A 17122-nucleotide genomic window follows, 5' to 3' on the forward strand; every position below is an offset into this window, starting at 1 on the left:
GGGGCTGTGATTTGGCGCTGCCGGGGTTGATGGCCCGGCGTGTGTTTTTGGTGGCGCTGCTGGTGGGCCTGTGGCTGGGTTGGGCACCAGGCGTCTGGGCTGCCGAGGCGTCTGAAGCGCCGATGGCCGAGGTGGGCGGCCCAAAAAAATCGATCCATGTGGTGAGCGACGAGAACTTTCCACCGTATTTGTTTCGCAATTCTGAAGGCCAGGTGGAAGGTTACACGGCCGACCTGTGGCGACTGTTTGAACGCAAAACCGGCATCCAGGTCACCTTGACCGCCACCGACTGGGCCAACGCCCAAGCCATGGTGCAAGCGCAAAAGGCCGATGTGATCGACCTGATTTACCGCACACCCTCACGGGAGCCTGTTTATGACTTCTCGAAACCGTATGCCGATTCGCCTGCGGCGATCTTCAGCCACGCATCCATCGGGGGGATTTCGGGGGTGCAGATGCTGAAAGGTTTCCGGATTGGTGTGCAGGCCGGTGACGCGTGCATCGACAAGCTGCACGAGAAGGGCATCACCGACCTGGTGACCTACCCCAACTACACCGCCATGATTGGCGCCGCCACCCGCCAGGAAATCAAGATGTTCTGCATGGACGAATATCCGGCCAACTATTACCTGTACCAACTGGGGGCACACCAGAACTTTCTGAAGTCCTTTGTGCTGTACAAAGGCCAGTTCCACCGCGCTGTACTCAAGGGCCAGGCGGCGGTCTTGAACCAGGTGGAAGCGGGCATGTTGACCCTGGACCCGACGGAGCTGGAACAGCTCAGGGAAAAGTGGCTGGGTTCCAAGGTGCAGTTCTTTCCCTATGGCAAGTACCTGGCCTGGGGGGCCTTGCTGGTGGTGTTGACCGGCTTTGTGCTGGGTGTGTGGAACCTGTCATTGCGACGCCAGGTGGCGGCCAGAACCGAGGCGTTGAAGCAGGCGCTCGACGCGCTGAAGACCGCCCACGATGCTGCACAGGACAGCAACGAACAACTCACCGCCACGCTGGAAGCCATTCCCGATGCGCTATTCAAGATAGACGGTGAAGGGCGGTTACTCGATGTGTTTGCCATCAAGGCCGACAAGCTTTTTGCACCCAAGCGTGAACTCGTCGGAAAACGCATCAGCGAGGTTTTGCCGCCTGAGGCGGCGCAGACCTTCTTGGACTCAATCCATGCCGCGGCCCAATCGGGCAGCGACTATGGGCGCGTGGTCCAACTCAAGGTGGCTGGCCAGGATGCCTGGTTCCAGCTGTCGACCACCACCAAGAGCCAGAAAGGCGCGTCATCACCCCAATTTCTGGTGTTGTCGCATGACATCACGCAGCGCCAGCTGGCCGAACAACAACTCAAGACCAGCGAACTGCGCATGCGCACCCTGATCCAGGCGATTCCTGACCCGGTGTGGCTCAAAGACACCGAAGGTGTTTACCTGGCCTGCAATTCGCGGTTTGAAGCGTTTTTTGGTCAGTCAGAACAAGCCATTGTGGGCAAAACGGATTTCGACTTTGTTGACAAGGCGCTGGCGGAGTCTTTCCGCAAACACGATCTGCTAGCGATGGCGCTGGATGGCCCGAGCGTCAACGAAGAGTGGATCACCTTTGCGTCGGATGGCCACCGGGCGTTGCTGGAAACCACCAAAACGCCGGTTCGTGATGAACTGGGGCAAGTGAAGGGGGTGCTGGGCATCAGCCATGACATCACCCAACACCGGGAACTGCTTGACCGCCTGACAGCGGCCAAGGAACATCTGAACCAACTCAACCAGGAGCTGGAGTCCAAGGTGGCCGCGCGCACCCAGGAGGTGCATGACCTGTATGACCAGGCGCCGTGCGGTTACCACTCGCTGTCGCCCGAGGGGGTCATCCTGCGGGTGAACCAGACCGAGCTGACCATGCTGGGCTACACCGAAGACGAATTCGTCGGCCGCCGGATGGTGGACTTCCTGGCGCCCGACAGCGTGTTGAAGTTCAAGGATATTTACGCCCGCTTCCTGGAAACCGGGTCGCTGCGCAATGTCGAATACAACGCCGTCTGCAAGGATGGCTCGATTCGCCCGGTGCTGATCGATGCCAACCTGGTCCGCGGGCCTGCCGGTGAACCCCTGCTGACCCGCAGCACGATGGTGGACAACTCCCAGCGCAAGGCGCAGGCGCTGCAGATCAAGACCCTCAACAACCTGCTGCAAGAGGTGGTGGAATCCTTGCCCTACGGGGTGGTGGTGTTTGACGAGGCCGGCCTGGTCAGGCTCAAAAACTGCCGCGTGACCCAGCTGCTGGACTACCCCGCTGACTTCTTTGACCGCCCGCAGACCAGCTTTGGCGACATGTTGCACTTCAACTGGGCGCGTGGGGACTATGAAGACCGGCCTTTTGAAGACGTCCAGGCGTACTTTGTGGAGGCGATGGCCTCGCGCCAGACCATCCAGTTTGAGCGCAAGCAGGCCCACGATGTGTTTCTGGAGGTCTGCGCAGACCCATTGTCCAACGGCTGGACGCTGCTGACCTACACCGATGTCTCGGCCCACAAGCTGGCCGAACAAACCCTGCAACGCGCCAGGCAGACGGCCGAGGCGGCCACCGTGGCCAAAAGTGCCTTCATTGCCAATGTGAGCCATGAGCTGCGCACACCCATGAACGCCATCATGGGGCTGTCGTACCTGCTGGAAAAATCGCACCTGCCCGGTGACGCCAACGAGGTGGTGGCCAAGATCCGCGCTGCCAGCAACACCTTGATGGCGATGTTGAACGAGGTGCTGGATTTTTCAAAAATCGAATCCGGCAAGCTGAACCTGCAGGCGTCCCCATTCAGGCTGGGGGACATCCTGGACAACCTGGCCGGCATCATGTCCACCAACGCGCGCGACAAAGACCTGGAACTGGTGATTGCGCCACCCCCGGTGGGCACCAGCGAGCTGGTGGGTGACTCGCTGCGGCTGGAGCAGGTGCTGATCAACCTGACCGGCAACGCCATCAAGTTCACGGCGCAGGGGCATGTGGCGCTGAACATCAGCACCGTGCGCGAAGCCGGGGACGAGGTCACGCTGCGTTTTGGGGTGAGCGACTCCGGCATCGGCATCGCCCCGGATCAGCAGCAGCAAATTTTTGCCGAGTTTTCGCAGGCGGACGGGTCCACCAGCCGCCAATATGGCGGAACCGGCCTGGGGCTGACCATCTGCCGTCGGCTGGTGGAGGCCATGGGCGGTGAACTCCATGTGGCCAGTGTGCTCGGCAGTGGCAGCGAGTTCTGGTTTGTGCTGACCTTCAAGCGCATTCAGGCGCCCGTGCTGGACGCGCCGGAAAAGACGGCCCTGTCGGTGTTGATTGCCGACGACAACCGCATGGCGCGCGAAGCGCTGGGCACCATGGCCGATGGGCTGGGCTGGCGGGTGACCACGCTGGGCTCTGGCGAAGACGTGTTGGCCCACCTGAAGTCCAGAGCGCAACCGTCCCATGCCGACGAAGTGTTGCTGCTGGATTTCAAGATGCCGGGTTTGGACGGGCTGCAGACCGCACACGCCGCGCGTTGTGCCCAGCCGGGGGCTTTTGACCCGGTTGTCATCCTGGTCACGGCCTACGCCAACGATGAACTGGCCAGCCACCCGCACGCCCATCTGGCCGATGCCGTGTTGCTCAAACCGGTGACTCCGTCGGCCCTGTACAACGCGGTTACCAAAGCGCTGCACCTGCGCCGCGGGGAGCAAGTCCAGGCACCGGCTGCAGGTCAGGCGCGACTGGTCGGCTTGCGCCTGCTGGTGGTGGACGACAGTGACATCAACCGCGAGGTGGCGCAGCGCATCTTTGCCAGCGAAGGCGCCGAGGTCACCCTGGCCAACGATGGCCAGGAAGCGGTGGACTGGCTGCGGGACCATGGGGATGCCGTTGACCTGGTGTTGATGGATGTGCAAATGCCGGTACTCAACGGGTATGAAGCCACGCGGCAAATCCGCCGCTTACCCCATTTGGCTGAACTGCCCATCGTCGCTTTGACCGCCGGGGCTTTCCTGGACCAGCAGGCGCAGGCCAGTCAGGCGGGCATGACGTGTTTTATTTCCAAACCCTTCGATGTGGACGCCGCCGTGGCACTGATGCTCAAACTCACCCACCATGTCGCGGAGCCTGCCGCGCCTCAGCCAGAGACGGCCCAGACGCCGATCGACCTGGACCGTGGCGACTTGCCGGGTTTGTCGCTGAGCCAGGGTTTGGCCATCTGGCGTGATGAGGCGGCTTACAAACAATTCCTGCGGCTGTTTGTGACCCGGTATGGTGAGGTGGTGGCCGACTTGCGGCGCCTGGAGCCCCCCGCAGCGCAAGCGCTGGCGCACAAGCTCAAAGGGGCAGCGGCGTCGTTGGCGCTGGAGGACGTGGCCGCGTCTGCGGCTGAGCTGGAAGCCAACCTGCGCGCCCAGGCCGACCCCGGTGAGGCCATGGCCAAGCTGCAGGGGGCGATGGACACAGCCTTCACCACCATTCACCTGTTTGCCTCCGACCCGGTGCCGCCCGCCTCAGACAAATCTCAGTCCGGGCAGGCCGGTGCCGTGGCTGATCTGGTGGCGCAACTGTTGGCGTCCTGGGGCAGCGACAGCGCTCAGGAGGTGCGGCAAGCCCTGGCCAATTTGGTGCCCGTGTTGCCCGCCGCCCGATTGACCGCTGTGCAGGCGGCTCTCGATGGTTATGATTTCAGGGCGGGTGAAGCGGCCACGCGGGCGCTGCAAGCGGCGTTGAATTTGAGCAAGGGAGTGCAAGGATGATGTCTAACACCATACTGATCGTGGATGACGAGCCCATCAACCTGGCGGTGATGGAGGTCGCCTTGAAGGACGACTACCGGCTGGTGTTTGCCCGCAACGGCCTGGACGCCATGGCCGCAGCCCTGAAACACCTGCCCGCGCTGATCCTGCTGGACATTCAGATGCCCGACATGAATGGCTACGCCGTCTGCCACCAACTCAAGGCCGATCCACGCACCGAGGGGATTCCGGTGATCTTCATCTCGGGTCTGGCGGATGCCGGGCACGAAGAAGAGGGTTTTGCCTGCGGCGCGGTGGACTACATCCACAAACCCATTTCCCGGGCCATCTTGCGGGCCCGGGTGCAAACCCATCTGTCCCTGGTGCGCGCCAGCAGGCTGGACCGAAGTTACCGGGAAGCCATCCACATGCTGGGTGAGGCCGGGCACTTCAACGACAACGACACCGGCGTCCACATCTGGCGCATGGCCGCTTATGCGGGGCTGATCGCCAGCGCCTACGGTCTGGAAAAAGAACAGTGTGAACTGATCGAGCTGGCCGCGCCGATGCACGACACCGGCAAGATCGGTATTCCCCATGCCATCCTCAAGAAGCCCGGCAAGCTCGATGCCGACGAGTGGACGCAGATGAAAACCCATTCCAGAATCGGGTACGACATCTTGTCTAAAAGTGATGCGCCGATTTTCCAGATGGCGGCCACGATTGCCCTGCACCACCACGAACGCTGGGACGGCTCAGGTTACCCGGACCAATTGGCGGGCCTGGACATCCCGGTGGCGGCCCGTGTGGTGGCCTTGGCCGATGTGTTTGATGCCTTGTCGATGAGCCGCCCCTACAAACCCGCTTGGCCCGAGGCGCAGGTGATTGCCACCATCCGCGCCAGCGCGGGCAGCCATTTTGAGCCCGCCATGGTGCAAGCCTTTGACGCCGTGCTGGACAAGATGTGCCAAACCAAGGCCGATTGGGACTTCAGGGAACAGCAGGCCTCATGGTGAGCCGTCGGGCACCGCACCGGTGTCGCGCAAGGGCACAAACACCACCGGGAGCACCTCGCGCTCATGCAACTGCCCGGCCAGGTTCTTGCTGACCAGCCGCAGGCCCTGCCGCCAGTGGTCGGCCCCCACCGGAATCACCAGGCGGCCGCCCGGTTTGAGCTGGTCGACCAGCGCCTGCGGCACCTGCGAGGCCGCTGCGGTGACGATGATGGCGTCATACGGCGCATGCTCCGGCCAGCCCGCATGACCATCACCCGTGTGCACCGTCACGTTGGGGAAATTCAGACCCGCCAGCCGCTCTTTGGCCTGCCTGGCCAGCGCGTCGATGAATTCAACCGATTCAACCTGCTTGACCAACCGTGACAGGATGGCTGCCTGGTACCCCGAGCCGGTGCCAATTTCCAGCACCACGTCATCGGGCTCAAGGGCGAGCAACTCGGTCATCAGGGCGACGACGTACGGTTGCGAAATCGTTTGGGCATGGCCGATGGGCAGGGGGATGTTCAAGTAGCTGCAGGGGCGCAGCTCCTCGGGCACAAAGGCTTCGCGCGGCACCTCGCGCAAGGCTCGAAGCACGCGGGGAGACAAGGTTTTGCAACCAGTCAGGTACTGCGTGTCATGGACTTCCTCGGCGATTTCCCGGACCAGGGCCTCACGCTCCTGATCATGGTGCTGCAGGGGTGTCATGGCGGGGCAGATGGGTACATGTAGGCGCGTGACCAGGGGGTGGGGTTGAGGTGCGGGCTGGTGCCGGCCTTGCAGGCCAGAACCTGGTACACCGACACCCAGTTCTGCGCGAATGCGTTGGCGCAACCCGCGAGGTACATCCGCCAGATGCGGTACGTGGTCTCGTCCACCAGGCTGCGAATGACCTGGCTTTGCGACTCGAAGTTGTCTGTCCAGCAGGCGAGGGTACGGGCGTAATGCCGACGCAGACATTCCACATCCAGCGCCTCCAGACCCGCGCTTTGCATGTCTTTGAGCGCCAGGCCGAGGTGCGGCAACTCGCCATTGGGAAAGACGTATTTTTCGATGAAGCGCGCCGCTCCCAAAGGTGTTGTGCCGCTGGCGGGGTCGGTGGAGGTGATGCCATGGTTCAACACCAGGCCCCCGTCCTTGAGCAGGCTGTGGATCTTGCCGAAATAGGTGCTCAAGTGGTTTAACCCGACGTGCTCGAACATGCCGACCGAGGTGATCTTGTCAAACAGTCCGTCGCGCACATCCATATCCCGGTAATCCATCAGCCGGATCTCGACTTGTCCGTTCAAGCCAGCCTGTGCCACACGCTCACAGGCCAAAACCGACTGGTTTTTGGACAAAGTGACGCCGACCACCTGGGCGCCATATTTTTCTGCCGCACGCAAAGCCAGCGCCCCCCAGCCGCAACCAATGTCCAGCAGACGTTCACCTGGCTGAAGCTGGATTTTGTTCAGGATGTGATCCAGCTTGGCTTGCTGAGCCACTTCGAGTGACTCTGTGCCGCTGGGGAAGTAGGCGCATGAATACACCAACGCCGGGTCCAGCCAGCACCGGAAGAACTCGTTCGACACGTCGTAATGGTGTGCGACGGCCAGGGCGTCATGATGGCGGTCATGCGGTACGGCGTTGAAGATGCGACCGAACCTGCCTTGCATGGGCACGCCCATCTGGGCCAGTCGGGAGGCGGCCCGCACGATGTCCTGGGCATTGCCTTCCACATCAAAATGACCGTTGACATACCCGTCAGCCAGGTTGTCCAGGCTGGGCGGCAAAAAGTACCGGAACGCGCCGGGGCCGGACAGGCTGACGGTGACTTGTGGGTTGCTGCCAAGATCGTGGTGCAGGCCGTTCCACAGATTCAAACGCAGTGGGATGTCTGTCATCGACTGAAATCCCGCCAGAAAACGCGAGATCACGCCGAGATCGGAGGCCAAAGGCAGGGTGGGGGCTTTCATGATGGCATGCCGAGATCTGCGTCAACACACACACGACTACCTGCGAGACCGGCTCACCCGGAACTCGACTTGAGCAGTTCGGCCTCGGCGTCAAGCCAGTCCTCGACCTCCCGACCGGCTGCAAAACCGCGCGCTTGCGCCCGGTAGTAGGCTGCCGTGGCGATGTGGTCTGCGAGCACCTTGCCTCCCGGAAACCGTTGGCTCCTCGGCTTGTTTTTGCGCGTCTGGGCATGTCCTGACTCGCTCCCGGGTGCAACGGATTTCATGGGCGGCTCCTGCCAATAGGGGTGGACGCTGATCGTACCCAGCAGCCCGAAATAGCACTATGCGCGTGAGCCCGTAGGGGGCAATACGGACCTGACCGGGTGGACGACAAACACATGGACCTACGTGTCGGTCCGTACGTGTCGTGTCTTACTGATAAATCCCTAAGCGTGTGCGCGTATTCACAACGGCTTGCCTGATGGTTACGCTTTCACCCATTCAACACACCGCTCTGATGGATCCAGCCGATGACAACTTTCACCCAACGCAACACCTCACGCCAAATGGCCCGAAGCGCTGAGCATCAACCCGATGGCGATTTTGTTTTTTCAGAGCGTCGCCCGCGCATCGCTGCAACGGCTTATTACAAGGCCAAGGTGCGTGGCTTCAGCCGCAACCGGGAAATTGACGACTGGTTGCAGACCCAGGCCGAATCCCGCCAGCAGACGGCCAACTAGCCATGTACAACCCCTCATCCCGAATCGTGGGCAACTTGCGTTTTGCCTCCTGGCTGGAACTGGCCTGCTTGGCCCGGTCACCGGGTGACCAACCATCAAGCGCTCATGTTGTGGTGCGCCTGATGGATCAGCACGGGCGTCGCCAGGCCTGGTGGGGCATGACCCTGAATGACCGCTGGTTGCGTGGTGGCGTTTGGCGGGAGTGTTACTACGTCAAACAGTACCGCGCCTTCAACCTGCCGCAGACGGTCGACGAGAGCAAGAGCTCTGCCAAGTACGAGGATGGCGTGTTGAGTCTGGTATTGCCCAAGAAGGGCAATGGCAGCTTGAAGAAGATCGCTATTCAGTGACCGCCACACCGGCTTGCCACTGCTGCCCGACCCGGTCACGTGTTTGCCAGCCGCAAGGTGACCCATCGTGCATTTTGAGAACGTGGTTTTCGCCGGTGGGGGCAACCGCTGCTTCTGGCAGGCGGGATTCTGGTCGGTCGCTGCATCCAGACTGGATTTGAAGCCGTCGGGTGTGGTGTCGGTCAGTGCCGGCTCGGCAGTGGCTTGCGCCCTGTTTGCCGGCACCTTCGAGCAAGGTTTTTCCGGTTTCAAACGTGCCATCGCCGAGAACGAGCGCAATCTCTATCTGTCCAACCTGCTGCACAAACGTCCGGTTTTTCCCCATGGCAAGCTGTACCGCAATGCGATTTTGGGCAGCATTGATGGCCATGCGCTGGCCCGCTTGCACAACGGGCCAGAAATTTTCGTCCTGATTGCATGCCCGCCGCGGTGGGCCTCGGCCCACGTGGCGTTTGTGTTGGGCGTGGTGGCTGTCGGATGGGATGCCTGCAACAAGAAGGCGGTGCATTCCCGGGGCGGTTACCGGGTCGGGTTCAAACCTCAGTATCTGTCGGTGCGGGAATGCGCCACCCCGGCCGAGTTGGCCGATCTGATCATGGCCTCGTCCTGTGTGCCGCCGCTGACACCCCAGGCCCGGCGCAACGGCAAGGCGATCTTCGACGGCGGCCTGGTCAACAACGTGCCGACCGACGGTGTACCCCAAAAAGACCAGCAGACGTTGGTGCTGCTGACCCGGCAATTCCCCAAGCTGCCGGAAACCGCCGGATGTACCTATGTGCAACCGTCGCAACCCATTCCGGCCGGGTTTTGGGATTACACCGACGATGCCGCCTTGCAGGCTACCTTTGAGCTTGGGTGCCGGGATGCCGAGCGCTTTTGCGCGTCGGTTTGACGATCACAACGCGCTCATCGCCGCTTTGATGCCCACCGCCTGGATGCGCGCGAGCGAGGCGGCCGTCTGCTCGGCCAGGCCGGGCACCCGCGTCAGGTCCTCGCCCCACAGGCGAGTGTCAGCCAGCAAGGTGGACGCCACTTGGGCCATGTCGGTGGCGCCTTGCCAGGCGGCGGACATGATCGCCAGGATGTCGGCGTTGTCCTTGATCGGGTAGGTCTGCCCCTGGCGCTGGCCCACATACTCGCCGTTGGCCGTGCGCTCGCACTGGTAGAACTTGAGCAGCGCCGCCAGTGAGAACGACAACCCGGCGGGTGCCTGGCCATGCTGGGCGGCGTAATCCTTGACGGTGGGCAACACCCGCACCTGCCATTTGGAGACCGAGTTCAGCGCGATCGAGCTCAGTTCGTGGCGGATGTGCGGGTTGGCAAAACGCTCCATGATGGTTTCGGCGTAGGCGCGGCGCTCGGCGTCGGGCAGCGGCACAAACGGCACGATTTCCTCGAACATCACCTGCTTCAGGTATTTGGACACTACCGGGTCTTCGGTCATCTCACGCACGGTATCGAGCCCGGCGCAGTAGGACGCCAATGAACTGGCGGTGTGTGCGCCGTTAAGGATGCGCACCTTGCGGGTGCGGTAGGGCTGCAGGTCGTCGGTCCACACCACGTCCAGCCCGGCCTTGTGCAGCGGCAGCTCATCGGCCAGGGCGGCCGGGCCTTCGATCACCCATAGCAGGAACGGCTCGGCGGCCACCATCAGCGGGTCTTGGTAGCCCAACTCGGCAAACAAGGCTTGCGCCTCAGCGGCTGGAAAGCCGGGCACGATGCGGTCCACCAGCGTGTTGCAGAACACGTTGTGGGCTTCCACCCAGGCGATAAATTCGGCAGGCAGTTGCCAGGCCTGGGCGAACTGCAACACAAACTTTTTGAGCTTGGTGCCGTTGGCTTCGATCAGCTCGGCGGGCAGAAACACCAGGCCGGATGCGGCGGAGCCGCCAAACGCCTGGAAGCGTGCCAGCAGCAGCGCCGTGACCTTGGCCGGGAAGTTGGCCGGGCATTGGCCGTCAACAAAGGCTTCTTCCACATAGGCGATACCCGCCTCGGTGGTGTTGGAGACCACAAAACGCAGCGCCGGGTCCTGCATCGTGGCCAGCATGGCCTCCCACTGGGTGTAGGGGTTGAGCGTGTCGGTGACACAGCTGACCAGGCGCTTGGACTGGGTCGGCTGGCCGTTTTGCACACCGCGCAGCAGCACGGTGAACAGGTGGTCCTGGGCTGTCATCAGCTCGGCGATGCCGCGCTCCTGCGGCTGGGCCATGATCACCTCGCCGTTCATCAGGCCAGCGCCATTGGCCACGTCCACCATCCAGTCGACAAAGCCGCGCAGGAAGTTGCCGTCACCGATTTGCAGGAGGCGAACCGGTTTCAGGGTGGAGGGGGCGGACGATGCCACCGCCAGTTGGCCAGCGGCCAAGTTGGTGCGATTCAGTTCAATCATGTGTTGGTCCAGTCATGGAGGGTTGGTGTGGCAAAACTCACAGGAGGCAGGTCACTTTAAGGTATTTCTCAGGATGCGCGGCGATGTCGGCCACGGTGGCGGGCGTCTCGTCCATCGTCACGGTTTTGGTCAGCAGGGCTTGCACGTTGACCTTGCCCTCGGCGATCAGGCGCAGGCTCTCCGGAAACTGGCCGACGCTGTTGCGTGAGCCGCGAATGGTCAGCTCTTTCTTGGTGAACAGCGCGGTGGGCATCGGGATGTCACTCTTGGGCCAGCCGACCAGTGCGATGTGCCCGGCATAGGCCACGTAATCCACCGTGCCACGAATCGCACGGGCGTCGCCCGAGCACTCGATCACGGCCTCGGCCATGCGGCCTTGGGTGATGGACAGGATCTCGGCCACCACATCCTGGCTGACCGGGTTGAGGGTGTGGGCGACGCCCAGCGAGCGCGCCAGCGCCAGCCGCTCCTCCACCGGGTCCACCATGATCGGGATGGCGCCCAGGGTCAGCGCGTATTGCGCGGCCAGCAGGCCGATCTGCCCGGCGCCGGTGATCACCACATGTTGCCCGGCCTTGGTTTCGGCCTGTTTGACCGCGTGCATCGAGATCACCAGCGGCTCGGCCATCGGCACCAGGTGCCAGGGCAGGCCATCGGGCACCTTGTGCAACAAATGGCGCGGATGCGACACGTATTCGGCCATGCCGCCCTCGATGTGCACGCCACGCACGGTGAGGTTTTCACAGCAGTTGGTGTGACCGATCGAACACGGGTAGCAGGTGCCGCAATACACATACGGTTCAATGATGACGCGGTCGCCGACTTTGTATTCGGTTTCGTCGTCCGCCACTTCGACGATTTCACCGGCAATCTCGTGGCCGATGACCCGCGGATACGACACCAGCGGGTTGACCCCCTTGTAGGCGCCAATATCCGAGCCGCAAATGCCGGCACTGCGCACCCGCAGCAGCACGTGGCCGTCCTGGCGCTGGGTGGTTTCAATCTCGCTGATCAGGATGTCGCCGGGGCTTTTGAGCAAAACGGTTTTCATGAGGAGGTTCTCCAAAAAATAGGTGAATGGGTTACAGATTGGGCAGCCAAGTGGTGATCGCCGGCACAAAGGTCACCAGGCCCAGGGCCAGCAGCAGCGCGGCAAACAGGGGCAGGCTTTCGCGCACGAACTCGCCGGTTTTGGTGCCGGTGATGGAGTTGGCGATGAACATCACCGTGCCCATGGGCGGCGTCAGGCAGCCGATGGCCAGGTTCAGGATCATGATCAGGCCGAACTGGATCGGGTCAATGCCGAGCAGCTTGACGGTGGGCATCAAGAGCGGCACCAGCACGATGATGGCCGCGTTGCCTTCGATGAACATGCCCAGAATCAGCAGGAACACGTTGAGGATCAGCAGGAAAGTGACCGGGTCACTGGCGAAGGTGGTGATGAAGCGGGCCACATCCTGCGCCACCTGCTCCCAGGTCAGAATCCAGGCAAACGCCGAGCAGGCCATGATGATCAGCATCACCCCGCCGGTGGCCCGCGCGGTTTCGATCAGCGCCAGCTTCATGTGCTCGAAAGTCATTTCCTTGTAGACGACGGTGCCGATCACGATCACGTAAAGCACCGCAACGGCCCCGGCCTCGGTGGGTGTGAACACCCCGGCGCGGATACCGCCGATGATCACCAGCACCAGGATCAGCGCGGCCGATGAGCCCTTGAGAGCCGGCCAGAACTCGGCCCAGGTGGGCCCATGGTCACGCGCTGGTTTGTAGCCGCGCACGCCCGAGACGATGCGGATCGCAATCATCAGCAACACACAGCACAGAATGCCCGGGATGACCCCGGCCATGAACATCTTGCCAATCGACACATCGGCCACGTAGCCGTAGATGATCAGCGCAATGCCCGGCGGAATGATCGGCGTGATCAAGGAGCCCGCGGCGGTGACCGCGGTTGAGAAGGCCTTGTTGTAGCCCAGCTTGACCATTTCCGGCACCAGCATCTTGCACAGCATGGCGCAGTCGGCCAGGTTGGAGGCCGACATGCCGCCCATCAAGGTGCTCAGCAACACGTTGGATTGCGCCAGCCCACCCTTGAAGTGCCCGGTCAGGACTTCGGCCAGCACCAGCAGACGCCGCGTGATGCCGGTGTAGTTCAGCAGGTTGCCCAGAAAGATGAAAAACGGGATGGCCAGCAGCGTCACGTTTTCGCTGGCACCAATGATGCGCTGCGCGGCAATGATCGGTGACGCATCCGCGGCGATGAAGAAATAGCCCAGCACCGCCCCGATGACGGAAATGAACACGGGCAGGTTGATGGCGAAGCCGATCAGAAGAAGCAAACACGAGAGTCCGACAGCCATTTCAGTTGCCTCCCTTGGAAGATGCCCTGATGTCGGCCACCAGATGCAAGAGCAGATAAAGCGCCATCCAGAACGCGCCCACCGGCACCGCCAGATCGACATAGGTGTATTTGATGCCCAGGATGGGCGTGATCTTGTCGTCAGCGGCCATGGCCAACTGCAGGCCAAGCCAGCCAAACGTCACCAGCACCACGATGCCGAGCACATCGTTGAGGTGCTGGACATAACGCTGGACCTTTTTGGGCAGAAACACCACCAGCGCATCGATGCTGACGTGCCCCCGCACCTTCATGGACGAGGCCGCGCCAAACATGATGGCCCACAAATAGAGCGCAATCAGTACTTCCTCAACCCACTGCAAGGGGTCGTTGAGGATGTAGCGCATGAAGACCGCAAGAATGGTGATCAGCACAATGGCCAGCGTGAACAGCTTGGCCAGCCAGTCATCCAGATTTTTCAAAAACCCCATAGAGACACCTTTTTTTTGACAAGCGTGCGGGTAGGCCGCAAGCGGGATGGGAAGCGATCGCTGCTGGAGATCCAACGAACTGCCTCGCCAGCAGACATTTTTTTGATTACTTCAGGTAAGACTGCACCTTGTCGTACAGGCCGGGTGTCCATTCCGGGAAATGGGTGTAGGTGGGTTTGGCCGCGTCGCGGAAGGCCTTCTTGTCGACCTCGATCACCGTGACGCCTTCCTTCTTCATCTTCTCGATGGTTTCCTTCTCAGCGGCCTGGACGGTGCTGGTCATGAAGTTGCCGGCTTCATCGGCTGATTCACTGAGGGCTTTCTTGATGTCGGCTGGCAGCTTGGCAAAGTAAGCCTGGCTGGTCACCCATTGGCTGACGTTGTCCAGGTGGCCGGTCAGGATCAGGTACTTGGCGGGTTCGTGGTGCTTCTGGCCGTACAGCACCGGAATCGGGTTTTCGGCACCGTCGATCACGCCGGTGGTCAGGGACGGGTACACCTCGGCCAGGGCCATCGGGGTGGGGGTGGCGCCCATGGTTTTCATGGCATCGATCTGGATGCGGTTGTTCGGCACGCGGATCTTCAGGCCCTTCAGGTCAGCGGGGGTACGAACCGGTTTCTTGGTGACCATGTGGCGCACGCCGTAGAGCCAGTTGGAGGTCAGGATGTGAAAGCCCTTGGCTTCGAGCTTGGTGTTCATCTCGGCAAACCACGGTGTTTTGGCCAGCTTGAAGATGTCCTTGTAGTCCGTGCCCAGGTACGGCCCCATCAGGATGCCGAAGTCCGGCACGTAATCCGCGAAGAAACCGCCGTCGGCGATGGTGATGATGGCACTGCCCAGCTTCATCTGCTCCATCACGTCTTTCTTGGAGCCCAGCTGCGAGCTGGGGTACAGGCGCAGCTCACCCTTGCCATTGGTCTTCTGGGCGAAGAGCCTGGCCCACTCATTGACTGCTTTGTCGATCGGTTCGCCCGGGTTGTTTTCATACGCCACTTTGATGGTGTAGTCCGCGGCCAACGTTGCGCTGGCACCGAAGCACAGCGCGGCTCCGATCAGCATGCCCAGCAGTTTCTTGTTTGTTTGAATCACGTTCATGAGTTCTCCTCATTGGTTGAAGGGTAAGTGGATGTGCCACCGTGGTTGGCACACAGGGCTTACAGCAAGCGGTGTGCCAAACGTAAACCATTGATTTATATGGATCAAATTTCATTTCATTTCAAAAATGAAATCTATGAAATTGCAGTTGTGAAATACTCGCGGGTTCATGTCGATTGGCTCATCCCACCACAAGGTTTTTATGCAACCCATCCTGCTCCTGAGTCCGATGCAAAGCATTGCCGACATCGCGCCAGACGTCGCCAGTGAACTGGGCCTGGCCATCCACGTGGAGGTCTCGGACGACGCCAGCGCCGAGCGGCTGATCCGCCAACACCCTGGCGTGGAGGTGGTCGTGACCCGGGGCGGCTTGGCTGAGCTGGCGCGGCAGGTGCCAGGTATCAGCGTGGTCGAAATTGCCATGTCACTCAACGAGTTGCTCAGCAACCTCAGCACCTTGACCAGCAAAGGCTGCCGCCGTATCGGCATCGTCAGCCGCGCCAATCTGTTCAGCGGTGCGGCGGGTGAGTTCAACATCCTCGACGCGCGAGTCAGCATCCGCCCGCAGGTGGATGAAGCGGCCATCAGGGCGATGGTGCGTCGCATGGTGGACGAGGGTTTTCAGGCCATCATCGGCTGCCGGGTGGCCTACTCCACCGCGCGCGATCTGGGCGTGGAGGCGGTTTTTCTGGACAGTGGCCGAACCTCGATCCGCGAAGCGCTGCTGCAGGCGATGCGCATCATCACCGCCAAGGCGCAGGAGAAACTGCAGGCGGCCCAGCTCGCTGCCATCATCGACAACATCGATGAGGCGGTGATTGCGTTCACCCCGGACCATCAGGTCAATTTTTTCAACCGCCACGCCAGACGTTTGTGTGCCATCAGTCCGACCAGCAGCCCGGACTTTGAGCACGCGTTATCGGTGCTCGACACCGGTCAGAAGGAGCAGGTCACCTCGATCAACGGCACCAAGGTGATTGCCCGCAGCATTCCGCTCGAATTCGACAGTGCGGTGCGCGGCAAGGTCATCACCTTGCTGGAAGTGGCGCGTGTGCAGGCGTCTGAGTCGACGATCCGCACCTCGCTCCACAAGAAGGGGCTGTATGCGCGCTACCACTTCAAAGACGTGATTGGCACCTCAGAGGCCATCGGGCAGCTTCAGGTGCGTGCCAAAACGTATGCGGGGCACGATTCGAACCTGCTGGTTTATGGTGAAACCGGCACGGGCAAAGAGATTTTTGCCCAGAGCATCCACAACCACAGTCGGCGCAACCAGGGTCCGTTCGTCTCGGTCAACATTGCCTCGATCCCGCCGAGCCTGCTCGAGAGCGAGCTGTTTGGTTACGTCGATGGCGCTTTTACCGGCGCGCGCAAGGGCGGCAAACCCGGCTTGTTTGAGTTGGCGCACCAGGGCACGCTGTTTCTGGATGAAATTGGCGAGCTGGCGCTGGACATCCAGAGTCGGTTGCTGCGCGTGCTGCAGGAGCGCGAGATCATGCGCATTGGTGACGACAAGATCATTCCGATCGATGTGCGCATCATCTCGGCGACCAACCGCGATCTGTTCCAGCAGACGCAAGCGGGCACGTTCCGGCAGGATTTGTACTACCGCATCCATGTGGTTGGCCTGCGCATCCCGCCGCTACGTGACCGTGCCGAGGACATCCCGCTGATTTTTGAGCACTACCTGCGCCAGTTTGCTGGCCGGGCCGGGCGCGATGCCCGACTCACCGCGGCGGCGAGCCACTTGCTGAAGGCGCATGCCTGGCCGGGAAACATTCGCCAGCTGCGCAATGTGGCTGAAGTGGTGGCGTACGGGCAGGATGAACTGGTCGACGCCCACCACATCAGCGAGGTGCTGGGTGAGCAGGCGCGGGCGTCCACCGAGACCCGTTTCATCACCATCCCCGAGGGCGCGTCCCTGAAGCAGATGGAGTCGGAAGTCATCCGCCAACTGCTGGCCCAGCATCCGGCTGAGGTGGTGTGTGAGCGGCTGGGTATCAGCCGCGTGACACTTTGGCGAAAGATGAAAAACCTGGCCATCACCGTGCGGTGA

At 61.6% G+C, this 17122-nt stretch carries 14 protein-coding genes; 6 read left to right on the top strand and 8 right to left on the bottom strand.

Annotated elements, in window-relative coordinates; genetic code table 11:
• Positions 1-29 precede the first annotated feature (29 nt).
• Together LHU53_RS02370 and LHU53_RS02375 are read left to right on the top strand one after the other, a co-directional pair.
• Positions 30-4748, top strand: a complete 4719-nt coding sequence (locus tag LHU53_RS02370) for a PAS domain-containing protein (protein ID WP_227330476.1) — start codon at positions 30-32, stop codon at positions 4746-4748.
• Positions 4748-5743, top strand: coding sequence for an HD domain-containing phosphohydrolase (locus tag LHU53_RS02375; protein WP_370632200.1), 996 nt, complete (start codon positions 4748-4750; stop codon positions 5741-5743). The genes LHU53_RS02370 and LHU53_RS02375 overlap by 1 nt, the downstream gene beginning before the upstream one ends.
• Here LHU53_RS02375 and LHU53_RS02380 read toward each other — a convergent pair.
• From LHU53_RS02380 to LHU53_RS02390, 3 genes are read right to left on the bottom strand one after another with little or no spacing between them, the layout of a single operon-like run.
• Positions 5735-6430 (bottom strand): protein-L-isoaspartate(D-aspartate) O-methyltransferase, encoded by a 696-nt coding sequence (locus tag LHU53_RS02380; RefSeq protein ID WP_227330478.1) that lies wholly within the window; start codon positions 6428-6430, stop codon positions 5735-5737. The two genes, LHU53_RS02375 and LHU53_RS02380, sit on opposite strands and share 9 nt — an antisense overlap.
• Positions 6427-7677 (bottom strand): cyclopropane-fatty-acyl-phospholipid synthase family protein, encoded by a 1251-nt coding sequence (locus LHU53_RS02385; protein WP_227330479.1) that lies wholly within the window; start codon positions 7675-7677, stop codon positions 6427-6429. Before LHU53_RS02385 ends, LHU53_RS02380 begins: the two co-directional genes overlap by 4 nt.
• 53 nt (positions 7678-7730) lie before the next feature.
• Positions 7731-7943: a DUF2934 domain-containing protein gene (locus tag LHU53_RS02390; protein WP_227330480.1), complete on the bottom strand. Its 213-nt coding sequence runs from the start codon at positions 7941-7943 to the stop codon at positions 7731-7733.
• 246 nt (positions 7944-8189) lie between these two features.
• On the opposite strand from LHU53_RS02390, the gene LHU53_RS02395 reads away from it, so the two are divergent.
• The 3 genes from LHU53_RS02395 (at position 8190) to LHU53_RS02405 (ending at position 9641) form a co-directional block, all read left to right on the top strand.
• Positions 8190-8399, top strand: coding sequence for a DUF2934 domain-containing protein (locus LHU53_RS02395; protein ID WP_227330481.1), 210 nt, complete (start codon positions 8190-8192; stop codon positions 8397-8399).
• A 2-nt stretch (positions 8400-8401) separates the two neighbouring features.
• Positions 8402-8749: an Hsp20/alpha crystallin family protein gene (locus LHU53_RS02400; RefSeq protein WP_227330482.1), complete on the top strand. Its 348-nt coding sequence runs from the start codon at positions 8402-8404 to the stop codon at positions 8747-8749.
• 67 nt (positions 8750-8816) lie between these two features.
• Positions 8817-9641, top strand: a complete 825-nt coding sequence (locus LHU53_RS02405) for a patatin-like phospholipase family protein (RefSeq protein WP_227330483.1) — start codon at positions 8817-8819, stop codon at positions 9639-9641.
• A 3-nt stretch (positions 9642-9644) separates the two neighbouring features.
• Here LHU53_RS02405 and LHU53_RS02410 read toward each other — a convergent pair whose 3' ends face one another.
• The 5 genes from LHU53_RS02410 to LHU53_RS02430 form a co-directional block, all read right to left on the bottom strand.
• On the bottom strand, positions 9645-11141 hold the full coding sequence (locus LHU53_RS02410; RefSeq protein ID WP_227330484.1) for a tagaturonate reductase: 1497 nt from the start codon (positions 11139-11141) through the stop codon (positions 9645-9647).
• A 37-nt stretch (positions 11142-11178) separates the two neighbouring features.
• Positions 11179-12192 (bottom strand): alcohol dehydrogenase catalytic domain-containing protein, encoded by a 1014-nt coding sequence (locus LHU53_RS02415; RefSeq protein ID WP_227330485.1) that lies wholly within the window; start codon positions 12190-12192, stop codon positions 11179-11181.
• Positions 12193-12223: 31 nt separating this feature from the next.
• Complete coding sequence (locus tag LHU53_RS02420) at positions 12224-13501, bottom strand: TRAP transporter large permease (RefSeq protein WP_227330486.1); 1278 nt, start codon at positions 13499-13501, stop codon at positions 12224-12226.
• A gap of 1 nt (position 13502) precedes the next feature.
• Positions 13503-13970 carry a TRAP transporter small permease gene (locus LHU53_RS02425; protein WP_227330487.1) on the bottom strand — a complete coding sequence of 156 codons (468 nt, stop codon included), beginning with the start codon at positions 13968-13970 and terminating at the stop codon, positions 13503-13505.
• A 106-nt stretch (positions 13971-14076) separates the two neighbouring features.
• Positions 14077-15066 (bottom strand): C4-dicarboxylate TRAP transporter substrate-binding protein, encoded by a 990-nt coding sequence (locus tag LHU53_RS02430; RefSeq protein WP_227330488.1) that lies wholly within the window; start codon positions 15064-15066, stop codon positions 14077-14079.
• 202 nt (positions 15067-15268) lie between these two features.
• Between LHU53_RS02430 and LHU53_RS02435 the strand changes: the two genes are divergently transcribed.
• Positions 15269-17122, top strand: a complete 1854-nt coding sequence (locus LHU53_RS02435; protein ID WP_227330489.1) for a sigma 54-interacting transcriptional regulator — start codon at positions 15269-15271, stop codon at positions 17120-17122.

The organism is Rhodoferax sp. U2-2l, from assembly GCF_020594515.1.
GTDB lineage: Bacteria > Pseudomonadota > Gammaproteobacteria > Burkholderiales > Burkholderiaceae_C > Rhodoferax.